The organism is Actinophytocola sp. (assembly GCF_036402745.1).
Classification (GTDB): domain Bacteria; phylum Actinomycetota; class Actinomycetes; order Mycobacteriales; family Pseudonocardiaceae; genus Actinophytocola.
The window spans coordinates 69,699-89,183 of record NZ_DASWSJ010000087.1 but is presented as its reverse complement, the minus strand read 5'-3'; the positions used below and the strand labels follow the sequence as shown (position 1 = coordinate 89,183).

16 protein-coding genes are annotated in these 19,485 nt (G+C 73.2%); 4 read left to right on the top strand and 12 right to left on the bottom strand.

Annotated elements, in window-relative coordinates; all coding sequences use genetic code 11:
• The 4 genes from VGD70_RS08760 to VGD70_RS08745 all read right to left on the bottom strand — a co-directional run.
• The coding region (locus VGD70_RS08760; protein WP_331079931.1) for a catalase at positions 1 to 707 on the bottom strand (707 nt) is incomplete at its 3' end.
• A 52-nt stretch (positions 708 to 759) separates the two neighbouring features.
• Positions 760 to 1,416 carry an aquaporin gene (locus VGD70_RS08755; RefSeq protein ID WP_331079930.1) on the bottom strand — a complete coding sequence of 219 codons (657 nt, stop codon included), beginning with the start codon at positions 1,414 to 1,416 and terminating at the stop codon, positions 760 to 762.
• A gap of 208 nt (positions 1,417 to 1,624) precedes the next feature.
• Positions 1,625 to 2,428 carry a sugar phosphate isomerase/epimerase family protein gene (locus tag VGD70_RS08750; protein ID WP_331079928.1) on the bottom strand — a complete coding sequence of 268 codons (804 nt, stop codon included), beginning with the start codon at positions 2,426 to 2,428 and terminating at the stop codon, positions 1,625 to 1,627.
• A complete protein-coding gene (locus VGD70_RS08745) occupies positions 2,429 to 3,484 on the bottom strand; it encodes a zinc-binding alcohol dehydrogenase (RefSeq protein WP_331079926.1) in 1,056 nt (351 codons plus the stop codon).
• Between the two features lie 118 nt (positions 3,485 to 3,602).
• Between VGD70_RS08745 and VGD70_RS08740 the strand changes: the two genes are divergently transcribed.
• The 3 genes from VGD70_RS08740 to VGD70_RS08730 all read left to right on the top strand — a co-directional run bounded on the left by VGD70_RS08740 (position 3,603) and on the right by VGD70_RS08730 (position 6,699).
• Positions 3,603 to 4,475 (top strand): hypothetical protein, encoded by an 873-nt coding sequence (locus tag VGD70_RS08740; protein WP_331079924.1) that lies wholly within the window; start codon positions 3,603 to 3,605, stop codon positions 4,473 to 4,475.
• 290 nt (positions 4,476 to 4,765) lie between these two features.
• The gene (locus tag VGD70_RS08735; RefSeq protein WP_331079923.1) at positions 4,766 to 5,452 is read left to right on the top strand and encodes a response regulator transcription factor; all 687 of its coding nucleotides are present in this window, start codon (positions 4,766 to 4,768) and stop codon (positions 5,450 to 5,452) included.
• A gap of 287 nt (positions 5,453 to 5,739) precedes the next feature.
• Positions 5,740 to 6,699 (top strand): AraC family transcriptional regulator, encoded by a 960-nt coding sequence (locus tag VGD70_RS08730; RefSeq protein ID WP_331079921.1) that lies wholly within the window; start codon positions 5,740 to 5,742, stop codon positions 6,697 to 6,699.
• Position 6,700: 1 nt separating this feature from the next.
• On the opposite strand, the gene VGD70_RS08725 is transcribed toward VGD70_RS08730, so the two are convergent.
• The 6 genes from VGD70_RS08725 to VGD70_RS08700 are packed head-to-tail and all read right to left on the bottom strand — an operon-like array spanning position 6,701 to position 14,961.
• Positions 6,701 to 8,593, bottom strand: coding sequence for a CocE/NonD family hydrolase (locus VGD70_RS08725; RefSeq protein ID WP_331079919.1), 1,893 nt, complete (start codon positions 8,591 to 8,593; stop codon positions 6,701 to 6,703).
• An 18-nt stretch (positions 8,594 to 8,611) separates the two neighbouring features.
• Complete coding sequence (locus VGD70_RS08720; protein ID WP_331079939.1) at positions 8,612 to 9,601, bottom strand: LacI family DNA-binding transcriptional regulator; 990 nt, start codon at positions 9,599 to 9,601, stop codon at positions 8,612 to 8,614.
• A gap of 25 nt (positions 9,602 to 9,626) precedes the next feature.
• Positions 9,627 to 10,478 (bottom strand): ATP-binding cassette domain-containing protein, encoded by an 852-nt coding sequence (locus tag VGD70_RS08715; RefSeq protein ID WP_331079917.1) that lies wholly within the window; start codon positions 10,476 to 10,478, stop codon positions 9,627 to 9,629.
• Positions 10,475 to 12,418, bottom strand: a complete 1,944-nt coding sequence (locus tag VGD70_RS08710) for a dipeptide/oligopeptide/nickel ABC transporter permease/ATP-binding protein (RefSeq protein ID WP_331079916.1) — start codon at positions 12,416 to 12,418, stop codon at positions 10,475 to 10,477. Before VGD70_RS08710 ends, VGD70_RS08715 begins: the two co-directional genes overlap by 4 nt.
• A complete protein-coding gene (locus VGD70_RS08705; protein ID WP_331079914.1) occupies positions 12,415 to 13,365 on the bottom strand; it encodes an ABC transporter permease in 951 nt (316 codons plus the stop codon). The genes VGD70_RS08710 and VGD70_RS08705 overlap by 4 nt, the downstream gene beginning before the upstream one ends.
• Positions 13,366 to 13,380: 15 nt before the next feature.
• Positions 13,381 to 14,961: an ABC transporter substrate-binding protein gene (locus VGD70_RS08700; protein ID WP_331079912.1), complete on the bottom strand. Its 1,581-nt coding sequence runs from the start codon at positions 14,959 to 14,961 to the stop codon at positions 13,381 to 13,383.
• Positions 14,962 to 15,101: 140 nt separating this feature from the next.
• On the opposite strand from VGD70_RS08700, the gene VGD70_RS08695 reads away from it, so the two are divergent.
• Positions 15,102 to 17,006 (top strand): CocE/NonD family hydrolase, encoded by a 1,905-nt coding sequence (locus tag VGD70_RS08695; protein ID WP_331079910.1) that lies wholly within the window; start codon positions 15,102 to 15,104, stop codon positions 17,004 to 17,006.
• Here VGD70_RS08695 and VGD70_RS08690 read toward each other — a convergent pair.
• Positions 16,961 to 18,178 carry an MFS transporter gene (locus tag VGD70_RS08690; RefSeq protein WP_331079908.1) on the bottom strand — a complete coding sequence of 406 codons (1,218 nt, stop codon included), beginning with the start codon at positions 18,176 to 18,178 and terminating at the stop codon, positions 16,961 to 16,963. The genes VGD70_RS08695 and VGD70_RS08690 overlap by 46 nt on opposite strands.
• Positions 18,175 to 19,482: a condensation domain-containing protein gene (locus VGD70_RS08685; RefSeq protein ID WP_331079906.1), complete on the bottom strand. Its 1,308-nt coding sequence runs from the start codon at positions 19,480 to 19,482 to the stop codon at positions 18,175 to 18,177. The genes VGD70_RS08690 and VGD70_RS08685 overlap by 4 nt, the downstream gene beginning before the upstream one ends.
• Between the last annotated feature and the right edge of the window lie 3 nt (positions 19,483 to 19,485).

The window sequence follows — 19,485 nt, the reverse complement described above, 5'->3', positions numbered from 1 at the left end:
GAGGCGAGCGCGTCCGCCTCCTCCTGCGTGAGGTATTCGATGCCCTGGTCGCTGATGAAGTGGTACTTCACCCAGAAGCGTTCACCACCGGCGTTGACCCACATGTACGTGTGCGAGCTGTACCCGTTCATGTGCCGCCAGGTCCGCGGGATGCCCCGGTCACCCATCAGCCAGGTGACCTGGTGCGCCGATTCCGGTGACAGGGTCCAGAAGTCCCACTGCATGTCGTGGTCGCGCAGGTTGTTGTCGGCGCGGCGCTTCTGCGACCGGATGAAGTGCTGGAACTTCATGGGGTCGCGGAGGAAGAACACCGGGGTGTCGTTCCCGACCATGTCGTAGTTGCCCTCGGACGTGTAGAACTTGATCGCGAAGCCGCGGGGGTCGCGCCAGGTGTCGGGGCTGCCACGCTCGCCGGCCACGGTCGAGAACCTGATCACGAGGTCGGTCGTGATGCCGGGCTGGAACACCGCGGCCTTGGTGAACGCGCTGACGTCGTTCGTGACCTCGAACCGGCCGAAGGCGCCGCTGCCCTTCGCGTGCGGCTGGCGCTCGGGCACCCGCTCGCGGTTGAACTGGGCCATCTGCTCGATGGCGTAGTGGTCCTGCAGCAGGATCGGGCCGTCCGGGCCGACGGTGAGCGAGTGCTCGTCGCTCTCGACCGGGATGCCGGCATCGGTCGTCGTCGGCTTGGGGTGCGTGCTGGTCATCGTTGTGTCTCCTTGGGTGGCTACGGCTGGTGGATCGGCGTCGCCGCGCTGATCACTTGTCGTCGGGGTTGAGCGCGAGGAACGCGAGGCCTGCGAGGGCGCCGGCGACGAGCTGCACGACCAGGTAGATCCACAGCGTCTGCCACGCGAACAGGCCCGCGGTGGCGGTGCCGAGCGCGACGGCCGGGTTGAACATGCCGCCGGAGATCCCGCCGATCGCGAAGGCGCCGGCCGCGACGGTGAACCCGATCGCCAGGCCGTAGTAGGAGTTGACCGGCTGGTCCTTGCTGGTGGCGACGTTCAGCACCACGTAGCAGAGCGCGAAGGTGAACAGCAGCTCCACCACGGCGGCGGCGGTGAGGGCGTGCCCGGACGGGTGCAGGGCCGTCACCGCGGCGGGGTCCACGACCGCGTGCGCGACCACGGCGGCGACCGCGCCGGCGGCGAGCTGTGCGACCCAGTACCCGGCCGCGTCGGCGATCCCGATCCGGCGGCGCACCAGCGCGGCCATGGTGACGGCGGGGTTGTAGTGACCGCCGGAGATGTGCCCGCCCGCATAGATCATGACCATCAGGACCGCGCCGGCCGCGAGGGGGGTGAACACGCTGTGGGTCAGTCCGCTGACGGCGACCGTGAAGACAAGGAAGATCGTCCCGATCGCCTCGACGGCGTACTTCCGGCTCGACACCGCCCACGGGGCGGCGGACACTGCTTTCGCGTTAACTGTTCCTTGACGCGCGATAACGTCAACCATGTGCGTTCTCCTTGCTACGGGGCCTCTTTCTCGCCAGGTGCTCCTTTTGGCGCCCCACAACAATCGCGCGCATCCGGTCCGGCCGGCATCACGGCCAGCGACCATCCGTCCCCCCGGCTAGCGGAACTCGCCGGTTCCTGCTAGCTGCAACAAGGGGCGCGGGCTACCTCGACATCCTCGCCCGGAGGAAGGCCGGCACCGAGGCGACCGCCTCGGTGGGCGCACCGCGCAACCGGCTCTCCAGCGCGACATCGCCGTCGTAGCCGATCGCCGTCAGCGCGCCGAGCACAGCGGGCCAGTCCAGGTGTCCCGCCCCCGGCTGCAGCCGGTTGGAGTCGCTCACCTGCACGTGCCCGAGGTAGCGGGCGAACTTCACGAGGGCGTCGGCGGGCTCGTCCTCCTCGATGTTCAGGTGGTAGGTGTCGGCGCCGATGCGCACCGAGCCCGTGCCTGCCTCGTCGATCAGGCTCGCCGCCTGCTCCAGCCGGTTGACCATGTGGTCCTCGTAGCGGTTGAGCGGCTCGAGGAACAACGTCACGCCCTCGGCGGCGGCGTGCTCGCCCAGCTCGGCAAGTCCGGCCAGCAGCACCTCGCGGTCCTCGGCCTCCCCGCGCGGCGGCTCGAACGGCGGCAGCCGGCGCGAGAACATGCCGTAGGACGCGGGCGTCATCGCGCCCGTCCCGCCCAGCTCGGCGATGACCGAGAGCTGGGACCGCAGCTGCCTGACCGCGTCGGCCCGCAGCTCCGCGTCGAACGCGCCGAAGAAGTGGAGCATGTCGACGCACACCGTGCGCATCACGACCCCGCGTGCCGCCGCACGGCGCAGCTCCGGCAACCGCCGCTGAAGGGCGAGATCGCCCTTGCCGCGCAGCTCGATCGCGTCGTACCCGGCCGCGGTGGCGAACGCCCACTTCGACTCGAGGTCCTCGCCGGGCAGCAGCTGCTCCTGGCAGGCAAAGGCGAACACTCAGTCCTCCGTGTAGTCGAGCACCACCTGCAGCGCCTCGGCCGGACGCTGGTCCAGCAGCTCGTAGGCGGCCGCGACGTCGGCCACGCGCACGCGGTGCGTCACGAGGGCGACCGGGTCGATCGCGCCGTCGGCGGCCAGCCGCAGGAAGGTGCGGTTCATCCGATCCTGGTCCCACCGGCCGGCCAGCCGCGCCGGCGGGCCGCCGATCTGCGAGCAGACCAGCTCGACCCGGTTGTGGTGGAACTCCTCGCCGAGCCGGAGCCCGACGGCCTCGCCCTGGTAGAAGCCCGCGGCCACCACCCGCCCGCCGACGCCGACCGACCGGATGGCCTCGTGCAGCGCGCGGGAGCTGCCGCTCAGCTCCACCGCGACGTCCGCCCCGCGCCCGCCGGTGAGCGAGCGGGCGAGCTCGGCCACGCTGGCGGCGGTGACGTCCACGGCGGCCACGGCACCGAAGTCGATCGCCTTCGCCAGCCGGGCCGGGATCGTGTCGCAGGCGAGAACCCGCGCCCCGCCGAGCGTGGCGAGCCGGGTGGCGAGAAGCCCGATGACGCCCTGGCCGAACACCGTCGCGGTCTCGCCGAGGTTCACCTCCGCCGCGAGGACGGCGTTGAAGGCGACCGCGCCGACCCGCGCGAACGTGGCGGCCAGCGGCTCGAGCCCCCGGGGTACGACCCGACCGTCCAGTTTGGACGCAGGCACGACGGCTTCGCTGCGGTGGCCCCAGATTCCCCAGACGACGTCGTCCTTGGCCGGCACCCCGGGCTGGCCCACGACGTCGGAGGACACCTCGGTGACCACGCCGACCTCGGAGTATCCCCAGCCGGCCAGCGGGTAGCTCGGGGCGGTGTGCCCGTCCACGAACAGCCGCCGCTCCTCGTCCCAGACGCGGGTGAGGTAGGGGTTCGTGCCGCGGTAGGCGGTGAGCTCGGTTCCGGCCGAGATGCCCGAGTACAGCGTCCGGACGCGGAGCGACCCCGGCGGCAGGATCTCGTCCTCGACCTCCACCACCTCGACGTGGCGTGCGCCGGTGAACTGCACCACCGTGCCCACTCGAGCCTCCTCGCTGCGGGCTGTCCTGCCTGATGACGCCCGAAACTACCCAACTCGTGGTGGGTCGCTTCGCCGCACTGCCTCCCACGGCGGCGGCCGGCGACGCTAGGGTGCGCCGGTGTTCCGTACCGGTTTCGCCACTGTGCTCGTGTTGCTGGGATGCCTGCTCGCCGGACCGGCGGTCGCGGCGTACGTGCTGGTCGGGGAGGTCACCGACCGGGACAGCTACCTCGCGGCGGTCACCCCGCTCGCCGACGAGCCCGCCGTCCGCAAGGTCGTCGCCGACCAGCTGTCGGCCGCGATCGACGACAAGGTGCCGGCGTCCGCGCGGCAACTCGTCAACGGCAGCATCACGAACTTCGTCGACAGCGGCGAGTTCCGGACGGCGTGGGTCACGCTCAACAAGGAGGTGCACCCCCAGCTCCTGGCCCTGCTCCGGGACGAGCCCGGCAGCCTCGCGGTCAACGGTGACGCGATCGTCCTGGACCTCGGCGTGCTCGCGGCCGACGTGAAGGCGAGGTTCGTCGCCGACGGGGTGCCGCTGGCCGACCAGATCCCGAACGTCGCCGCGAAGGTCCAGGTGGTGTCCGGGTCGGCGGTCCGCCAGGCGGTGCCCGCGTTCGACCTGCTCGAGAAGCTCAGCGTCGCGCTCCCCGTCGCCTCGATCGTCCTGATCGTGCTGGGCGTGGCCCTGTCCGCCCGTCGTGGCCGGACGCTGATGGTCGCCGGGTTCGGGCTCGTCCTCGTGACGGTCCTGGTGATCCTGTTCCAGTGGCTCGTGCGCAGCCAGGTCACCGCCAAGAGCCCGTCCCCCGAGCTGGCCGGCCCCTTCTACGACGCGCTGACCAGCAAGGTCTCCATCGTGCTGTGGGTGGTGTGTGGCATCGGCGGTGTGTTCGTGATCGTCGGCGCGTTCCTCGCCCGCCGCGCGCCGGCCGCGGACCCGCGACCGGCCGCCGACTACGGGGACCAGCGTTCGTACCGGCGGTGACGTGCCCAGAACGCGCACCTCATGCGCGCGGTGCGCAACCCGGCGGGCGGGGACGCACTCGAACGGCCCAACGTGACGCACTGGGCCTTCCCTGCAACTTGCAGAATCGGTAACGTCGGCGCTCAGACAGGGCCGCGCGGCGTGGTACGCCGCGGACGCGCCCGGTCGTGGTCGTATCGCGGGGTCTTCCCTCCCGCGGAGGGCAGGCGAGACGAACCCGACGTGGAGGTTGCAGACGTGCGCGTGATCAGTATTGCCATGCCAGTGGGGGAGCCGAAACCGACCACGGAGTGAGATCGAACGAACCGGCGTCCGGCGCTGGTAAGGCGACGACACGACTGCTGCTCGCGCTGGATTCCACCATCAGTTCCGACGGCATCAGGGAAATACTCCGGAAGGATCCCGGCGTCACCGTCGTCGGCGATATCACCGATGTCGGCGAGCGGTTCCTCCGCCTTGTTTCCCAGCTCCGCCCGGAGGTCCTGCTCGTCGACCGCGACCTCGACCATTCCGACGGCATCTCCCTGGCCGCCCACGTCGGCGCCCTCCTCGGCGACCGCGCCCCCGTGATCATCGTCCTGGCCGACGTGCACCGGCGCGGTGACGTGGTCAGGGCGGCCAAGGCGGGCGTGCGGGGTTTCCTGATCAAGAACCAGGAGACCTGGACGCTGGGCGCCGCGGTCCGGGCGGTGGTCTCCGGCGCCGGCTGGCTGTCCCCCGCCGCGGCCGGCGAGCTGATCGACCAGGTCCGCGGTGACCAGGCCGAACCCGCGGAAAGCCCGCCGACCCCGCTCACCGACCGGGAGCGGGTCGTGGTCCGGCTGGTGGCCCTCGGCTTCTCCAACACCGAGATCGCCGGCGAGCTGACGCTGAGCGAGTCGACGGTGAAGTCGCACGTGTCCCGGATGCTGGCCAAGCTCGGCCTGCGCAGCCGGACCCAGCTGGCCGCGTTCGCCCGCGACCACGGCCTGGTCTGAACGGAGCAATACCTCATGGGCGCCGCCCACACAAGCACGGTTTCGATCCGAAGTGCGAACGGATTCGTTCTTTTGAACGATACCCGGAGCGGAGTCGGGGCGTTACTCTCCTAATACAGCTACGGCGAGCCGGCAGCGGCCCACCGAGCATTTTCCTGTGGGCGAAATAATGCGCTACGGGGCGACCGGAAAACGGTCGCCCCGGAATTTCGACTGGGGTGAACAGAATGCGCCCGGCTTTCCCCGGGACACCTTGTCCGACGCACCGACTGCGAGGTTGAACGTTCATGCGGCTCGATACCACCGAGTCCCTTCGATCCTCCGATATCGACGAGCTCTCCCAGGCGGTAGGGAGATCCCTCTGCCCGGTACGGCTGAGACCCAGCGCCCCCCTGTGGGCCCGCGTGACGTCCCGCCGGCTGCTGAACGTGTCGCTCACCCGCCTGTACTTCGACACCGACGTCCGGATCGAGCTCGACCGGCAGAGGCAGTTCTTCGCGGTCCAGATCCCCATCGCCGGTAGCGCGGTGGTGCGCTCCGGCACCCGGCGCGTGCGGACCGCCCCCGGGCGCGGCTCGGTCACCGCACCGGCCCAGCCGTGGAGCGTCCTCTGGTCGGCGGGCTGCGAGCAGTGGGTGGTGCGCATCGACGCGGCCGCGCTGAAGTTGCACCTCTGCGACCTGCTCGGCCGTCCACTGCCCCGGCCGCTGGCGTTCGACCCGGTGCTGGACCTGACCTCGGGCCGCGGCCGCACCGTGTACGACAACCTCGCGTTCATGGCGACCCAGCTCAACCGCACCGACAGCATGTTCACCGACTCGGTCATGGCCGTCGCGAACCTGGAGCAGGGCCTGATGACCGGGCTGCTCCTCGCCGCCGGGAGCAACTACCGAGACCTGCTCGACGCCCCGGGTGCCGCCACGTCCTCGCGGGTGGTCAGCGAGATCGTCACGCTGATCGAGAGCCACCCGGAGGCCCCGCACACGATCGCCGAGCTCGCCCGCGCGCACGGGGTGAGCGTGCGGTCCCTCGAGCGCGCGTTCCGCCGGGACCTCGGGGCCTCGCCCAGCGCCTACCTGCGCCAGGTCCGGCTCCGCAGGGCGCGGGAGGTGCTGCTGGCGTCGGCGACCGACGCGGTGACCGTCGGGCAGGTCGCACGCCGCCTCGGGTTCGTCCACCCGGGACGGTTCGCGTTGCTGTACCGCCGGACGTTCGGCGAGACCCCGTCGGCGACCCTGCGCGGGTGAGTCAGGTGTGCCAGCGGCGCTCGGCGACGGTGTCGCCGTCGACCGTCACGCTCCCGGTGACCGTGGTGGCGCTTTCGGTGCTGTGCAGGTCGATCCGCACCACCACGCGCTCGCCGGTTCCCATGTGGACGGTCGTGGTGGACGCGCCGCGGACGGTCGCCAGCTCCGGCGCGTCCCGCCGGACTGCCGCGCACAGCTGCGAGTCGAGCTCGATCCGGTGCGCGCGCCCGGGGTCGGCGCACGTGGCCGAGCCGCCCATGACCACCGCCACCTCCTGGTTGATCGGGTCGTGCCGGATCTCCCAGCGCGGCTGGTTGCGCACCCACAGGCCGCCGCCGGCCTCGCCCGGCGGGGGCACCGACGCGGGCTGGCCCTCCGCCGCCGAGCTCACCGGCAGGGCCAGCGCCACCCGGTCGAGGCCCAGCTCCGCACCGGCGGCCACCGGCCACAGCCGCGGGAAGGCGCCGTCGGCGACCGTGACCCGCAGCCGGTGCCCGGCCGGCACGCGGTAGCAGGTGGGCTCGAGCTCCACCGCCGCCGGCGGGTCGCCGGGTGCGGGCGACCGCGCGAGCAGCCCGCCGGTGATCATGGTCGAGCGGCCGCGCGGGTCGACGTCGGCGAGCCGGACCACGAGCCGGCGCGGACCGCCGGACACGCCGACGGTCACCACCGGCCGGCCGAGCACCAGCAGCGGCTGCTCGAGCGGGCGCCCGGTGACCGCGAGGCTCGCGAGGTCGTCACCGTGCTGGTCGAGCGGAAATCCGTAGCCGCCGGTGGGAATCCCCCACATCCCGCTGAGCGCGCCGACCGTGGGGTCGACGCGGACGGCGGCGACGGCGGTCGAACCCGTTGGCGCATCCCGGTTGGGTGGGCTCAGCTCGGCGCCGGCGTACCGGTCGACCTTGGCGGGCGGCGGCCACGACGCGAAGTGCCGCCACCCGGGCTCGTCGCCCTGCACGTACACGGTGACCGGCGGCTCGCGCTCGACACCGTTCGGGCTGCCGGACAGCCACCTGTCCCACCACCGCATCGCCAGCCCGTGGAAGTCGACCGGGCTGACCGGCGCCTCGTGCGGCATGGTGTGCGTCCACGGTCCCACCAGGAGCTTCTTCGGCCCGCCCAGCTGCTCGTACGCGTGGACCGCGCCCCCGCAGAAGATGTCGCGCCAGCCGCTGACGCACAGCACCGGCACCCGGACCTCGGCCAGGTCGAGCACCCGCGAGCGCCAGACCTCGTGGCCCGGTCCGTGCCGGCGCAGGTCCACCAGGTAGGGGTCCGCGTGCGCGGCGCGGTGCCGCCAGCGCCGCTGCTCGGCGGGGTCCGCGGGGTCCTGCAGCGGCGGCAGGAGCAGGTCCAGCACCGTGCCGAGGCTCCAGATCCCCAGCGGGGCAAGGCAGCCACGCACCCCGTCCGGATGGACGAAGTCGCGCTCCGGGTCGGCGAGACCCATCACGGGGATGACCGCCTTCAGGTGCGGCGGGCGCCTGCTCGCGGTGCGCAGGGCCAGCGCGGCCGAGTAGGACAGCCCCCACATCCCGACGGCGCCGGTGCACCAGGGCTGGGCCGCCGCCCACTCCACCGCGGCCACGCCGTCGTCGCCCTCCGCGGGGTCGAACGGCGGGCGGAGGTCGCCGTCCGACGAGCCGGTCCCCCGCAGGTCCACGAGCACCCCGGCGTAGCCCCGGGCGGCGAACGCGTGCACCGTGTCCCACGCGCCCGCGCCACCCAGCGCGTCCTTGCGGTAGGGCGACAGGGTCACGAGTGCCGGCACCGGCCCGGCCCCGGCCGGCAGGAACAGGTCGGCCGCCAGGCCGCGGCCGGGCTCCTCCGTGGGGATCCGCACCCCGCGCACGACCCGGACGTCATACCTGGCCGGGCTGTCCTCGCGGTCCATCGGGGCCTCCTCGAGAGGTCAGGTGGTGTCGCGGGCCACGAGCTCGAGACCGAGCACGATGCGCTGGACGGGGGTCGACGCGTCGGCGAGCCGCCCGTCGAGCAGCCGGACGCCGATCCGGCCGGACTCCTCGAAGTGCTGGCGGACGGTGGTGAGCCCGGACGCCTCGGCGATGTCGGCGTCGTCGAACCCCACGATCGCGAGCTCGTCGGGCACGCGCACGCCCTGGCTGCGGCACTCCAGCAGCACACCGGCCGCGAGCACGTCGTGGTGGGCAAACACCGCGGTCGGCATCGGCGTCCGGGACAGCACGTCGTGCAGGGCCTTGCGCCCGCCGGCGATGTCGTTGCTGGCGAGTACCGTGTGGACGCGGTCCTCGCCGAGGCCGGCCCTGGTCATCTCGGCGAGGAAGCCGATGTTGCGCCGCTGGCCCTGGGAGACGAACGCGAACGACTCCTGCGGCTCCTGCACGAACGCGAAGCACGTGTGCCCGCGGGCGAGCAGGTGCCTCGCCGCGATGGCGCCGCCCTCCTCGTCGTCGATGTTCACCGAGCTGAACTCGGGCCGGCCGCTGTCGATCAGCACGGTCGGCAGCCGGCGTCTGGTGAGGTGCGCCGCCAGCTCGTCGTCCACCGGCAGCCCCATGATCAGCAGGCCGTCGAGCCGCCCGCTGACCGGCAGCGTGCGCAGCAGCGGCGCCTCGCTCGCCGCGGCCGACTCGTTGTCGTACACGACGATGTCCCGTGTGGACGCTCCCGAGCCGGTGAGCACGCCCATGAGCCGCCGCCGGTAGGAGTCGTAGGAGGAGAAGGGCGCGAGCACCCCGACCCGGCCGACGCCGCCCCGCGCCTGGGTGGCCGCGGTCGCGCTCGGCACGTACCCGAGCTGCTCGATCGCCTCGAGGACGCGCCCCCTCGTCGTCGCGTTCACCCGGTCGGGACGGTTGAGCGTCTGCGAGACCGTGGAGATGCTCACGCCGGCGAGCGCCGCCACGTCGTAGATCGTCACATGGCTCAAGGCCGGGTCCCCTTTGTCAGCTCGGGAAGGTGGGCGTGCCCACCCTGACAGAGACGCCGCGGTAGGCACGCCTTCTCGCACGTTGCTCGACGGGGTCGGGGTCCGGGACCGCCGCGAGCAACGCCTGCGTGTACGGCTGCTGAGGATGATCACAGACCTGGCTCGTCGGCCCGGACTCGACCACGCGCCCCCGGTACAGCACCACCACCCGGTGCGCGATGTGGCGGACCACGGCCAGGTCGTGGGTGATGAACAGGTAGCCGAGGCCCTCCGCTCGTTGCAGGTCGAGCAGCAGGTTCAGCACCTGGGCCTGGATCGACAGGTCCAGCGAGCTGGTCGGCTCGTCGCACACGACCAGCCGCGGCCCGACGATGAGCGCGCGGGCGATCGCGACACGCTGGCGCTGCCCGCCGGAGAACTGGCCGGGGTAGCGGTCCGCGGCGTCGGCGGGCAGCCCCACCCTGGCGAGCGCCTCGGCCACCCGCGCGCGCTCGTCGCGGGCCCGCCCGCGGTGCGCGCGCAGCGGTTCCACGAGGGTCTGCCCGATGGTGCGCACGGGGTTCAGCGAGCCGTACGGGTCCTGGAAGATCGCCTGGATGTCCTTGGTCAGCGCGCGGCGGCGGCTCGCGGGTGCGTGCGTGACGTCCTCGCCGGCGAAGACGATCCGGCCCTCGGCGGGCGGCACGAGCCCGAGGACGGCGTTGCCGACCGTCGACTTGCCCGACCCGCTCTCCCCCACCAGCGCGACGGTCTCGCCCTCCCCGACCGCAATGTCCACATCGGACACAGCGGGCGGGAGCCGCCGGTGCCCACGGTGGTAGCGGACGGCGAGGCCCTCGACGCGCAGCAACGGTTCCGAAGCGGTCATGGCGCCACCAACTCGTCGATGTGGATGCACCGGGACACCCGGTCCGGCGCGGGGGCCACCAGCGGGATCGGGCCGGCGGCGCACTCCGCGGTGGCCAGCGCGCAGCGGGGCTGGAAGTGGCAGCCCGCCGGCCACCGGGTCGGCGGCGGCACGCTGCCGGGGATGGCGGGCAGCCCCGCGGCGACGGGAGCGACGTGCGGGTTGGCGGCGAGCAGCCCCCGGGTGTACGGGTGCCGCGGTGTCCGGTACAGATCGTCCACAGTGGCCTGTTCGACGACCTCGCCGGCGTACATGACCATCGCGCGGTCGCACAGGTCCGCGAGCGCGCCCCAGTCGTGGGTCACCAGGATCACCGCCATGCCCAGCCGGGCGCGCAGCTCACGCAGCAGCGCGAGGATCTCCACCTGCACGGTGACGTCGAGCGCCGTGGTCGGCTCGTCGGCGATCAGCAGGTCGGGGTTGCCGGCCAGGGCGAGCGCGATGACGACCCGCTGGGCCATGCCGCCGGAGAGCTCGTGCGGGTAGCGGCGGGCCACCCGCGCGGGCTCGGGCAGGTGCACCATGGCGAGCAGCTCCACGGCACGCGCCCGGGCCGCACGCCGGGACATCGGGTCGTGCCGGCGGATCACCTCCACCAGCTGGCCGCCCACCTGGAACGACGGGTCGAGCCCGCTCATGGGTTCCTGCGCCACCAGGCCGATCCGGGAGCCGCGGATGCCCCGGAGGTCCCGTTCGGACAGTCCGGCGAGGTCCCGGCCGTCGAACACGGCCGAGCCCGCGCTGACGTACCCGCCGTCGGCGAGCAGCCCGACGAGGCTGCGCGCGGTGACGGTCTTGCCGCAGCCGGACTCGCCGACGATGCCGAACGCCTCACCGGCCCGCACGTCGAAGCTGACGTCCCGCACGACGGTCACGTCTCCCGCCGTCGTGGGGAAGGCGATCGTCAGGTCCCGCACGGACAACAGCGGCGCGTCGGGCTCGGGCTCGGGTTCGGCGGGCTCGGCGGGGCTCCGCGCCGGGCGGCGGCGGTTCGGCCGCGGGGGCGGGGCGAGGGCACGGCCGACGGTGAGGTCGCGGACCGCGTCGCCCAGCAGGCCCAGGGCGAGGACGGTGAGCACGAGCACTCCCCCGGTCGGCACCATCAGCCAGCCGTCCCGGCTGATCACCTCGGCCGCCGAGCCGACCATGTTCCCCCAGCTCGGTCCCTCGGTCTCCGGGGTGCTGAGACCGAGGAAGGACAGGGCCGCCTGCACCAGCACGGCGGTCGCGGCGAACAGGGAGACCTGCACGATGATCGGTCCGGCGAGCCGGGGCAGGATGTGCCGCCACATGATGCGCGGGCCGGTGAGCCCGGCGAGGCGGGCGGCCTTGACGTAGAGCTCCTGGCGCAGCGCCATCGTCTGCCCGCGCACCACGCGCAGCAGCGTCGGGCAGCTGAGCACGCCGAGGGCGATCATGGTGACCAGGTCGTTGCCGGGGAACACCGACAGGACCATGAGCAGCACGATGATGCCCGGCAGGGCGAGCAGCAGGTCGCCGAGGCGGGCGATGAGCCGGTCCGCCCAGCCGCCGAGGAACCCGGCGGTGAGGCCCAGCGTCACGCCCAGCAGCGTGAACACCAGCGCCGCCTCGACCACGCTCACCAACGTGATCTGCCCGCCGAACAGCAGGCGGCTCAGGACGTCGCGGCCCAGCCGGTCGGTGCCGAGCCAGTGCGCCGCGCCGGGTCCGGACAACGCGTTGCCGAGGTCCTGCGCCCCGGGGTCGCTCGGGGCGAGCCACGGCGCACAGGCCGTCGCGACGACCAGGACCAGGAGGAAGGCGGCCGAGCCGAGACCGAGCGGCCGGCGCAGCAGCCCGCGCCACAGCGACGGGGTGCGGGCCGGGACCGGGTCGGCGGTCTCGCCCGGCGGCGGCGCGGCGATGGACCCGATCGTCATGAGCCGCGCACCTTCGGGTTCAGGAGCCGGTAGGACAGGTCCACCAACAGGTTGGCGATGATCACGACGACGGTGAAGTAGAACGCGACCCCCGCGATCAGCGGCAGGTTGTGGCTGCCGCTCGCGTTCACGGCCTGCTGCCCGAGCCCGGGGATCGAGAACACGCTCTCGACCAGCACCGTGCCGCTGAGCAGGCTGACGAGCAGCAGCCCCAGCATGGTCACGACCGGGATCGAGGCGTTGCGCAGCGCGTGCTTGACCAGGATCGTGCGCGGCGAAAGCCCGCGCGCGTGCAGCATCGTGACGAACTCGCGCGACAGCACGTCGGCCATCGAGTCCCTCGTCTGCTTGGCCACGAAGGCGATCGCGCCGGCCGACAGGGTGAGGATCGGCAGCGTGATGCTCGCGAGCCACGCGGCCGGGTCGGTGGCCAGGCCGGTGTAGCCGCCGGCCGGGAACAGGGTCAGCCGCACCGCGAACAGCTCGACCAGCACGAGCGCCAGCCAGAAGTTCGGCACCGCGAAACCAAGGAGCGACACCGCGTCGACCACGCGGCCGAGCCGCCCGCCGCGCCACGCGCTGAGCATGCCGAGCCCCACCCCGAGCACGGCCGAGACCAGCACGGTGCCCAGGATGATCGACAGGCTCGGCCCGATCCGGCCGGCCAGCACCTCGGTGACCTGCTGGCCGCTGAACAGGTCGGTGCCGAGGCTGCCGTGCGCGAGGTTGGTCAGCCAGTCCCAGTACTGCTCGTGCAGCGGCTTGTCGATGCCGAGCAGCGCCCGCATGCTCTCGTACTGGTCCTGGGTGAACGTGCTCGTCTGGCCGGCGAGGATCGACTTGGCCGCGTCCCCCGGCGCCAGCGACACCAGGACGAACGTCAGCGCGCTCACCACGAACAGCAACACCAGCGAGGACACCAGCCAGCGCACGGCTTCTCGGACCATGGCCGTCCCTCCCTTCTACGCGGCCTGCCGTACCTCGTACAGCGACAGCACCGGAGCCTTGGGCGAGGTCGCGAGGCCCGTCACGGTCTTGCGGGCGTAGTAGGGCAGGCCGGTCGTGACCACCGGGACGAACCACGCCTCGCGCACCAGGTGCGCCTGGATCTCCCTGTCCAGCCGGTCTTTCTCCTGACCCGAGGCGCGGGCCGCACGGTCGAAGAGCCCGGCCAGCTCGGCGTCGGCCACGTGGAACGGGTTGAACGCGGCGGTGGGCAGGAACAGCGACGGACCCTCCATCCAGATCGGGATCTGCCCGAAGGAGGTCATGAACGCGGGGAACTTCCCGCCGAACGCGTCGGAGGTGAACTCGTTGGGGTTGGCGTGGTCGGTGAGGTCGAGCGTCACGCCGACCTTGCGCCACTGGTCGGCCAGCGCCTGCGCGAGCAGGTTCAGCTGCTGGTAGCGCGGGGTGACCAGGCGCAGGGTGAACCCGTTGGCGTAGCCCGCCTCCGTGAGCAGCCGGCGCGCCCCGGCCTCGTCGTGCGGGTAGGTCTTGTTCAGCGCGGCGTCGTAGCCGTACCCGCCGGGCACGGTGAGCTGGTTGGTCGGCTCGCCGAGGCCGGGGAACAGCGCGTCGGCGATGGCCTGGCGGTCGGTGGCGAGGTTGAGCGCCTGCCGGACGCGGACGTCGGCCAGTGGTTTCGCCTGCGTGCCGGCGCGGTCGGCGAGGACGACGCCGCTCCACAGGAACGGGGTGGAGACGACGGTCAGCCCGGCCTGCTCGGCGGCGGACGCGGTGGCCGGGTCGCCCACGGCCACGTCGGCCTGGCCGGTCTTCAGCGCGTTGAGCACCGACTGGGCGTTGGTGATGATGCGGACGACGACCTTGCGCCAGTGCACCGACGGCTTGTCGTAGAAGTGCGGGTTGGCGACGAAGGTGTAGTGGTCGCCGGCGACGGTCTGGTCGGGGTCGAGCTGGTAGGGACCGGCGCCGAACGTCCGGGTGCCCAGTTCGTCCGGCCGGGCGAGGCCGGCCTTGCTGATCACGCCGCCGACGACGTAGTCCTGGCTGAGGATCTCCGGGAAGTTCGGGTTGGGTGCGCCCGCGGTGATGGTCACGGTATGCGGGTCCGTGGCGGTAAACGTGTTGTTCGCGAGCATGGGCGCCATTTGCCCGCCCGATTTCACGACGTACCGCAGATGGTCGACGACATTCTCCGCGGTGAGCTCGCTGCCGTCCGCGAAGGTGACCCCGGACCGTAACCGCAATTCGAAGGTTCTGTTTCCGGTACCCGTGTACGACCAGGACTCCGCGAGGCCCGGGGTGAGGGTGCCGTCCGACCGCCGGACGATCAGCGGCTGGTACGCGAGCTCGGCCAACCAGGCGTTGTTCTGCGCGGTCTTCGCAGGGTCGAGGGTCTGCGGCGGGATGACCGACACGACGGTCAGCGTGTCGCCGACCTTCCCGCTCGCGGCGGGCTGGTCGCCGGCGGAGGCCGGTCCCCGGCCGCCGCACGCCGTGATCGCGAGCGCGATGACGGCCAGGAGAACAGTTAATCGGCTACGGACGGATATCGATTTCGTGGCACGACCAACCACGACGGCCTCCTCGGGTCGGCACTCCCGCCGGTCGGTTGAATTAACCCATAGGAAACACGGGCGAATTTCTGTTGTCAAGCCCTTCGCGCGAAGCGCTTTACAAGGTTAGTATCGAGCGTTCAGCGACTGGGGAGGATGGAATGTCCCACCACCGGCCGGCCACCCAGCAGCGGTGCGAGGTCGAGGTCGTCCGCGACGTCCGGATACCGACCGGCGACCCTCGGCTCACCCTGTCCGCCGACCTGTACCGGCCGGTCACGGCCGGCAAGGTGCCGGCGCTGGTCACGGTCGTGCCCTACCGCAAGGACTTCGTCGGCGGCCTCGCCCACGACGGGCCCGCACGCTGGTTCGCCGAGCGCGGCTACGCCGGGGTCCTGGTCGACCTGCGCGGCACCGGCTCGTCGGACGGCGTGCGCCGGCCCGAGTTCGACCCCGGCGAGGCCGACGACGCGCTCGCCGCGATCGGCTGGGCCGCCGGGCAGGACTGGTGCGACGGCGCCGTCGGGATGTGGGGCCACTCCTACGGCGCGACGGTGACCATGCGGGCGGCCAGCCGCCGGCCGCCACGGTTACGCGCGATCATCCCGCTGATGCACGGGCTCGACCCGGGCCGCGACACCGTGCACCCCGACGGCGCTCGCGGCGACCTGCACGCACTGGTCAACCGGGGCACGTCGATGCTCGTGCAGCAGCTGCTGCCACCGCTCGCCGACCTGGACTCCAGACGGGAGCTGGACCGGTGGCGCACCCGGCTGCACGACACCGAGCCGATCTTCCTGGACTACGCCCGGCACGGGCCGGGCGACCCGGTGTGGCGCGACCGCGCGATCGACGGGGAGGCCGTCGTGGTGCCGGCGCTGTGCGTCGGCGGCTGGCGCGACGCGTTCCCGGACGCGCTCATCCAGGCGTACGAACGGATGCGCGGGCCGAAGAAGCTGCTCGTCGGCCCCTGGGGGCACGTGCTGCCGCAGGACTCGGGGGTCGTGCCGATCGACTTCCTGGCGCTCGCGCAGCGCTGGTGGGACCACTGGCTGCGCGGCATCGACACCGGGGTCATGGCCGAGCCGCCGGTGACGCTGTACGTCGAGGGCGCGCGCCCGGCCTGGCGCGGCTACGACTCCTGGCCTCCCCCGGGCGACATCGCGCCGGTCGCCGCCACGCTCGACCAGGAGCCCGACACCCACGACGCGGTGGAGTACCGGCCGGATCCGACGGCGGGCGCGCTGCGCGGGCTGCCCGGGCTCTGCCTCGGCGAGTCCTGCCCACCCCAGGACCAGCACGACGACGACCTCCGGTCGGTGTCCGCGACCAGCGACCCGCTGCCCGACGACCTCGTCATCACCGGCCGCACCGAGGTGCTGGTGAAGCTCGCCGGCGACCACGACGGCCGGCTCGACCCGGTGCGGCGGCTGGTGGTGCGACTCACCCATGTGGACGGTGCGGGCCGGTCCACGCTGATCACCGCGGGCGTGCTGACCCCGGCCACGTCGAGCGCGAGCCACCGGGTGGTGCTGCGGCCGGTCGCCTATCGCGTGCCGGCCGGGCGCCGGCTGCGGGTCGCGGTCGGCGACGCCGACTTCCCGCGCCTCACCCCGCTGGCCGCGCCGAGCCGGCTGCGCGTGGTCGGCATGGAGCTGACCGTGCCGACGACGAGCCCCGCCGCCGGCACCCCGGTCGAGCTGGTGGCGCTGCCGCGGCCACCGCAGGAGCCCCCGACCGGCTGGACGATCACCCGGGACCAGGTGCACGACGGCGTCGAGGTCGAGGTCGTGTCCCGGGCGCACGGCGAGAACCCTTGGTACGACTACAGGTTCGAGGCGAGCAGCGAGCTGCGCGCGACCGTGCGCCGGGCCGCCCCGGACGCGGTGGTGATGCGGGGCACCCACCGCGCCACCGTGTGGCTGGGCACCGGCGACAAGGTCGCGGCCACCGCGACGCTGCGCTGCACCCAGACCACGCTGCGCGCCAGGGGCGAGGTCACGGTCGACGACCTCGTCGTCTACTCCCGCGTCTGGGAGACGACGCTCGCCCCGTGCGCGGAGTGAGCCCGCGACACCAGCACCGCGGCCACCCCGGCGGCCAGCGCCACCGCGCCGCCGGCGAGGGCCCAGGACCGCCACGCCAGGCCCACTGAGTCCACATCGGACACCCGGCCCGCGAGCCAGCCGAGACCGACCAGGCCCAGGCCGCCGCCGAGCTGGCCCGCGGTCTGGTACACGGCGGCCGCGAGCGCCCGGTCCCCCGGCACCGTCGTGGCCAGCGCGCAGACCGGGACGGACTGGAGGCCGAAGCCGACCGCCAGCACGGTGAGCGCCGGGAGCAGCTGGGCCGGCGTGACCGCCATCGGCAGGCACGCGAGCAGGACCATGCCCAGCGTCGCGACCGCGAGGCCGGCGACCGCGACGGCCGTGGCGGCCACGCGCCGCATCAGCCGCGGCGCGAGTGCCGCGCCGAGCAGGATGCCGAGGCTCAGCGGCAGGAACGCGAGGCCGGTCGCCATCGGGCCGTAGCCGAGCACGGTCTGCAGCCACAGCGTGCACGTGTAGCAGGCGGCCACCATCGCGGCCGAGCCCAGCGCCAGCACCAGGTTCGCGGTCAGCACCCGGCGGTACGGGAACGCCGGCCCGAACCCACGCTCGCGCCGCCCCGTCCGCCGGTCCGGCAGCCGGTCCGGCAGCCACCGCCACGCGGCGACGGCCGCGCCGGCGCACAGCGGCACCGGCACCAGGAACACCGCCGGCCACGACCACGTCGCGGTCAGCGCCCCGCCGACGAGCGGGCCCACCGCGAGCGCGCCCGCCCCGGCCGCGCTCCAGCCGGCCAGCGCGCGGGCCCGCTCGCCGGGGCTGTCGAAGGTGACCGTGATCGCCGCGAGCGCGGCCGGGCACACCAACGCCCCGCCGACGCCCTGCAGCATCCGCCCCGCGACGAGCACTTCGGTGGCCGGGGCGAGCCCGCACACCACCGACCCGGTCCCGAAGACCGCCATCCCGCCGACGAACACCCGCTTCGGGCCCAGCCGGCCAGCCACCAGCCCGCCGAGCAGCAGGCAGCCACCGAAGGCGAAGCTGTAGCTGTTGACGACCCACGGCAGGCCCGTCGCGGTGAACCCGAGTCCACTTCGGATGGACGGGAGGGCGACGTTGACGATCGTCGCGTCCACCATCACCAGGAAGTGCGCCAGCGACATCACCACCAGCACGGGCAGGCGGTTCACCACGGTGCCGGGACGGGCAGCGGCCGGTCGAGGCCGGCCACCCCGACCCGCCACACGAGCTCGGCGAACTCCGCCGCGAGGCCGGCGAGCCGGTCGGCGCCGAACAGCACGTCCGGCCCGCAGATCTCGCCCTCCAGCCTGCCGTCCGGATGCTGACGGAGCACATAGGACAGTGGCAGCACCTCGGGGTGGTCCTCGGTGTTTCGGGGGGCGAGGCTCGTCGGTGCGATCGGCCGAGGTGTGATCGTGAGCGGGCCGCCGAGGTCCGGCCGGGCCGCCGAGGCCGGCAGGTAGTTGAACCGCGTGTCGTACAGCCGCCCGCCGCGCGCGGTCAGGTCGCCGGGCACCACCTGGCGGATCCGGCCGAGCGGCAGCCGGTGCTCGACCGCCGCCCGGTAGGACCGGTGCACCCGCGCCAGCAGCTCGCGGAAGGTCGGCCCGCCGGAGAGGTCCACCCGCACCGGCACGTGGTCCAGCAGCGGACCCACGATTCGTTGCAGCTGCGGGCGTTCCCGGCCCGACCGGGTGACGCCGACGACCACGTCGTCGCCGCCGCGGACGGCCCGCCGCGCGGCGCACACCGCGGCCAGCAGCGCCGTGCTCGCGCCAAAACCCGCCGCGGCCAGCTCGGTGACCGCCTCGCGCGGGATCGGCGGCAGCGCGACGGAGACGAACCGGCCGCCGACCGGGGGCGGCGGCAGGATCGGTGGCAGCGCGCCGAGCTCCGCGCGCCACCACCGCTCCAGCTCCGGGTCCCGCCGGTCCCGCTCCCACCGCGCGAAGTCGCCGGGCCGCAGGCGCAGCTGCGGCAGCCTCGGCGTCCGGCCGGTGACGAGCGAGCGGTAGCAGCGGACCAGCTCGTCGTGCAGCACCCCGTGGGACCAGCCGTCGAACACGAGATGGTGCACGAAGAGCGCGAGCACGTGCCGGTGGCGGCCGAGCCGGAAGACCAGCCCGTGCCACAGGGGAGCCACCGACACGGCGCGCGGCCGCTCGGTCTCGGCGACGATCCGCGCCTCGACCGCACCCTCCGCGGCCAGGTCGACGGTCCGCAGGTCGATCTCCACGGCCGGCCACACGACCTGGCACACGTCCTCACCGCGCACCCGGAACGAGGTGCGCAGCGACTCGTGGCGGCCGGTGAGCGTCCGCAGCGCGGCCCGCAGCACGTCGACGTCGAGCTCGCCGGTGAGGTCCCAGGCGAGCGGGGTGGTGAAGTGGGACCGTCCGTCCTGGCAGGCCAGCACCCAGTCCCGCTGGTAGTAGGTGGCCGGCAGCTCCGCCGGCGCCGTGACGTCACTCATGGC